At 69.2% G+C, this 4,638-nt stretch carries 5 protein-coding genes and 1 pseudogene; 3 read left to right on the top strand and 3 right to left on the bottom strand.

From position 1 onward, the window contains the following. Positions 1 to 13: 13 nt before the first annotated feature. Complete coding sequence (locus AC08OQ_RS17785; protein ID WP_476602095.1) at positions 14 to 1,513, bottom strand: MmgE/PrpD family protein; 1,500 nt, start codon at positions 1,511 to 1,513, stop codon at positions 14 to 16. 253 nt (positions 1,514 to 1,766) lie between these two features. On the opposite strand from AC08OQ_RS17785, the gene AC08OQ_RS17790 reads away from it, so the two are divergent. Both AC08OQ_RS17790 and AC08OQ_RS17795 read left to right on the top strand, forming a co-directional pair. After that, positions 1,767 to 1,955, top strand: coding sequence for a hypothetical protein (locus AC08OQ_RS17790; protein WP_462203489.1), 189 nt, complete (start codon positions 1,767 to 1,769; stop codon positions 1,953 to 1,955). 70 nt (positions 1,956 to 2,025) lie between these two features. Then, positions 2,026 to 2,283, top strand: a pseudogene (locus tag AC08OQ_RS17795) (PIN domain-containing protein); the annotation flags it as partial. A 183-nt stretch (positions 2,284 to 2,466) separates the two neighbouring features. On the opposite strand, the gene AC08OQ_RS17800 reads toward AC08OQ_RS17795, so the two are convergent. Beyond that, positions 2,467 to 3,309, bottom strand: coding sequence for an NADP-dependent oxidoreductase (locus tag AC08OQ_RS17800; protein ID WP_476602094.1), 843 nt, complete (start codon positions 3,307 to 3,309; stop codon positions 2,467 to 2,469). A 97-nt stretch (positions 3,310 to 3,406) separates the two neighbouring features. Further along, positions 3,407 to 3,700 (bottom strand): hypothetical protein, encoded by a 294-nt coding sequence (locus AC08OQ_RS17805; RefSeq protein ID WP_476602093.1) that lies wholly within the window; start codon positions 3,698 to 3,700, stop codon positions 3,407 to 3,409. A gap of 289 nt (positions 3,701 to 3,989) precedes the next feature. Between AC08OQ_RS17805 and AC08OQ_RS17810 the strand changes: the two genes are divergently transcribed. Then, the gene (locus AC08OQ_RS17810) at positions 3,990 to 4,571 is read left to right on the top strand and encodes an NADPH-dependent FMN reductase (protein ID WP_462203484.1); all 582 of its coding nucleotides are present in this window, start codon (positions 3,990 to 3,992) and stop codon (positions 4,569 to 4,571) included. The last annotated feature ends 67 nt before the right edge of the window (positions 4,572 to 4,638 follow it).

Here is a 4,638-nt window from a genome sequence, read left to right on the forward strand (position 1 = left end):
TCCCAAACAGGCCCTAGACCAGGCCGGTGACCGAGCCGGTCGAAAGCGGCCAGTCAGGCACCAGGGTCAGCTCGCCGAGCTCGTCGGGCCGCAACTCCGGCAGCCGCACCGCCGCGTCGAGGAAGCGGTCCTGCTCGTCGGTCGGCACGACGCCCTCGGCCAGCCGGCGGAACTTCGCGACATACTCGGCCCGCCCGAACGGCCGGGCGCCCAGCGGATGGGCGTCGGCGACGGCGATCTCGTCCGCGACGACGGAGCCGTCGGCCAGGGTGACGACGACCCGGCCGCCGAACGCCTTCTCGGCCGGGTCGGTCGCGTGGTAGCGGCGGGTCCACTCCGGGTCCTCGACCGTGGTGATCTTCTGCCACAGCTCGACGGTGTCCGGCCGGGCGGCGCGCTCGGGTGCGTAGGATCGCTCGTGGTGCCAGTCCCGGTCCTGCAGCGCGACGGCGAAGATGTAGGGGATCGAGTGGTCGAGGGTCTCGCGGCTGGCCTTCGGGTCGTACTTCTGCGGGTCGTTCGCACCCGAGCCGATCACGTAGTGGGTGTGGTGGCTGGTGTGGATTACGATCGACCGCATCGTCGCCAGGCTGTCGCCGAGGCGCGGGCCGAGCCGGCGGGCCAGGTCGATGAACGCCTGGCTCTGGTACTCGGCCGAGTGCTCTTTGGTGTAGGTGTCGAGGATGCCGAGCTTGGGCTCGCCGGGGCCGGGCAGTCCGACGACGTACTGCGCCGCCGCGCCGTCGAGCATCCAGGCGATCACCCCGTCTTCACCCTCGTAGATCGGCGAGGGCGCGCCCTCGCCCCGCATCGCCCGGTCTACGGCCTCAACGGCGATCTTTCCGGCGAACGCCGGGGCGTAGGCTTTCCAGCTGGAAATCTCGCCCTTGCGGGACTGCCTGGTCGTCGTCGTGGTGTGCAGCGCCTGACCGACCGCCTGGTAGACGGTCTCGGTCGGCAGGCCGAGCAGCGTGCCGATACCGGCCGCGGCCGACGGGCCGAGGTGCGCGATGTGATCGATCTTGTGCTTGTGTAGGCAGATCGCGCGGACCAGGGCCACCAGGATCTCGTAGCCGGTGGCGAGGTCGCGCCCGCCGAGCCCGGCGTGCTGCGCCGCCGCGAGGATCGGCGGGATGTTGTCGCCGGGATGCGAGTAGTCGGCGGCGAGGAACGTGTCGTGGAAGTCGAGCTCACGCACGGCGACACCGTTCGCCCACGCCGCCCATTCGGGCGAGACCCTGGTCTCGGGCGGCAGGCCGAAGACGGTGGCGCCGGCGCGGCCGGCCGGCGGGGCGTGCCGCAGCGCCTGCTCCCGCGCCGCCGTCACCGGCTTGCGAGCTAGGGACGCCGCAGCCACCCCGGCGTTGTCGATCACACGGTTGATGGCCATCTCGGTGACCTCCAGGGTCACCTCCACCGGATCGGACGCGACCGCGGCGATCTTCCAGGCGAGCTGCTCCTCGCGGGCCAGCCGCTCCTCGCTGCGGTAGACACGCACCTTGTGCTCGATCATGCGGTCCTTCTTCTCCTCGGGTCGCGTTTCCGCACGCAAGCTCGAACATTCGCATGCGGTCGAACGGCCGGTCCAGGCAGCTACGAGGTCCTCACGGTCAAGCAGCCGTACCCGAACGGCAAGCCCGAGTCGTACGTGCTGGTGCGTTGCGGCGCGCCCGCGCCGGCCCTGACCGGGGACCTCGCCAAGGCGCAGCGGCGACGCTGCCCTCGTCAACGCCGTCATCACAGCCACGGAAGCCAGAACCCAGGCGCTGCTCGAAGCCGGCGTGCCCGGCACCGGAACCGCCTCCGATGCCCTCGTCGTGTGCTGCCCAGACGGCCCCGTCAACGGCCCCCCTGCCGTCCACGGCGCTGAAGCTGGGCCCGTCGCGACGCGATGCCCTCCGAGGACAAGATCAGCCGGCTGCGGCAGCTCATCCGCCGTGTCGAGAACGATCTGAGCACCCTCGACGCTGACGACCGCGCCCAGATCGAGGAGGCCATCTACAACGAGCGGCCCCGGAAGCATCGGGACGCGTGCCGCGGGTATTGGACCGGATGTACCGCCTGGAAATCGATGCCCACGTGCGCACCGTCGCGGCCGCCTTCGATGACCCGCTCCTGCGGTCTCTCGATGCCATTCACCTCGCTACCGCCCTTCGGCTGTCCGACGAGAACGACACCCGGTTGGAGGCGTTCGTCACCTACGACAAGCGCCTTCTCGAAGCGGCGCGCCGAGCCGATCTCCCGACCGCGTCGCCGGGCCCGCACTCTGCTGCGGGGCGCTGATCGTCCCGCCCGCTCCACGGCCGGCACGCCTTGAACGAGCCTTCTGGGCCCAGCTCTCCAGCATCGGTGCCGAACGGAACGCAGACGCAGGGTAAGCGGTGGAGACGGGCCTCCCACCAGAAATATGGAACGCATGTTCGACTCGTCGGCGTCGCCGCCCGTCGCGACGCGGGTGGGGGCAGGTCATGCGGGGGTCAGTACGACCTTGCCTCGGCCGTGGCCGGTGCCGACGTCGCGGTGGGCGTCGGCGGCGCGCTCCAGTGGGTAGGCCTGGCGTAGCCCGATCTTCAGCTGTCCTCGTGTGTACAGCCCGACCAGCTCCGAGAGTCGTGCCGCGGAGCGTTTGCTGCCTAGCCAGCGGACGCCGAGTTCCTGGTAGAGGTCGAAGGCGACGATGGTGCCAATGCGGTGCCGGTCCGGGACGAGTTCGATTGCGGCGCGTAGTCCGTCGGCGCCGGCGGCGTCCAGGCTGGCGCCGAGGGAGCGTAGGTAGTCGTGGTTGGCGGGGCTGGCGGTGCCGATCACGGTGGCGCCGGCGAGCGTTGCGAGTTGGACGGCGATGGTGCCGACGGCGCCGGCGGCGGCGTGGATGAGGAAGGTGTCGCCTGAGCCGATCTTGAGTTCCTCGACGGCGGTGTGGGCGGTTTGTCCGCCGCCGGAGAGTCCGCCGGCGATCTGTGCGGGCAGTGCGGCGGGTCTGGGTACCACCTGGTCGGTGGGGACGACCAGGTATTCCGCGTAGCAGCCCAGGGAACGGAAGCCGAGGACTTCGTCGCCGGTGGTGATGCCGGTGACGTCCGGGCCGGTCAGGTCGACGGTACCGGCGAACTCGTTGCCGAGTATCTGGGGACGGCTGAGTTCGACGCCAGGGGGTATCCAGCCCTCGCGGGTCGCCAGGTCGACTGGCTGGACGCCGGCGGCCCGTACCCGTACTCGGATCTCGCCGGGGCCGGGTTCGGGCTGGGGCAGTTCGACGAGTTGGAGGACGTTGGGTGGGCCGGGGTCGAAGAATGCGGCGGCTTTCATCGGTTCCACTCTCCTGTCGGGTTGCTCCGCGCCTCGGCGCGGAGGTGGGGTTTCTGCCGCGTGGCAGCGCGGACATGGGTTTTCCGTACCGGTCTGGTTACCCGTCGGTGACGGGGGCGCCGTGGTCGGCGGGGGTGGGGTGTTCCCGCGTTGTCGCCGTCTTCTTCTCACGGATGGTCGCTGAGATGGTCATGGTCATCAGGTAGGCGCTGGTGATCCATGTCTGGGCGGTGAGCCCGTGCAGCGAGTCCGCCACGGTCCGGGTGGCGGTCGCCATGATCGTCATGTCCAGCGCGGACATGAACACACCGGTGAGGAGCCCGAAGAGGACCACCCGGGTAGTCGTCCGGCTGAGTTCCGGCCCCTCCGCAGGCGCGGCCAGCGCTGACATCCTTGCTCTCTCTCGAAGCGCCCTGCTGCATCCGGTGACGAGGTGGTGACACGCAAAGTCTGCAACCTCAACCAAAGTTGAGGTCAACGGAGTCGAGAGATGACGTAGTGGGCCGCGCTGCCGGCCGGCCCGCGCGGAGTCGTTCACCGCCGCCCGCATAGCACCCGCATGACTGCGCGACCCACCGGCCGGGAGACGACCTTGACTTCAATCATGGTTGAGGTTTTAGAGTTCCGGGCGCCTGCTGGCGAGAGCGGATCTCGCCGATCCGCGGAATGAGAGGACTTTCATGCTCGATCAGCCCATCAACCTCGCGGTAGTTATTGGAAGCAACAGGGTGGGACGTTTCGCCCCGGTGGTCGCCCAGTGGTTCACCAAGCAGGTATCCGCCCACGATTCGATCGTCACGAATGTCGTCGACCTCGACGACGTCAGGCTGCCGGAGAGGCTGGGTACCTCCAGCGGTCCAGAAGTCGCGGAACTGGCGGACGTCACCCGGCAGCTTGCCGCGGCCGACGCCTTCGTCGTGATCACCCCCGAGTACAGCCACAGTTATCCGGCCGTTCTCAAGAATGTCATCGACTGGCATTACACCGAGTGGCAGGCGAAGCCGGTGGGTTTCGTTTCCTACGGCGGCCAGGCGGGCGGCCTGCGCGCGGTGGAGCACCTGCGCCAGGTCTTCGCCGAGTTGCACGCGGTCACCATCCGCGATACGGTCAGCTTCCACGGTGCCTGGGCCCAGTTCCACGCCGACGGCACGCCCAAGGATCCCGAAGGCTGCAACACCGCTGCCCAGACCCTGATCAGGCAACTCGAGTGGTGGGCGGTCGCGCTCGCGGAGGCCAGGGAGAAGCGTCCCTACACGGTGTGAACGGCGGCCTCGCGCGGGGGCGGAATCAAGCGGTCATAGCGACGCGTGCTTCGCCAGCAAATCGTTG

The sequence above is a fragment of the Frankia sp. CcCS3 genome (genome assembly GCF_977927575.1).

What these genes read in the sequence shown, in the direction of transcription:
- AC08OQ_RS17810 (WP_462203484.1), top strand. Translation starts at nt 3,990, where the DNA reads ATGCTCGATCAGCCCATCAACCTCGCGGTAGTTATTGGAAGCAACAGG.
- AC08OQ_RS17805 (WP_476602093.1), bottom strand. Translation starts at nt 3,700, where the DNA reads ATGTCAGCGCTGGCCGCGCCTGCGGAGGGGCCGGAACTCAGCCGGACG.
- AC08OQ_RS17800 (WP_476602094.1), bottom strand. Translation starts at nt 3,309, where the DNA reads ATGAAAGCCGCCGCATTCTTCGACCCCGGCCCACCCAACGTCCTCCAA.
- AC08OQ_RS17785 (WP_476602095.1), bottom strand. Translation starts at nt 1,513, where the DNA reads ATGATCGAGCACAAGGTGCGTGTCTACCGCAGCGAGGAGCGGCTGGCC.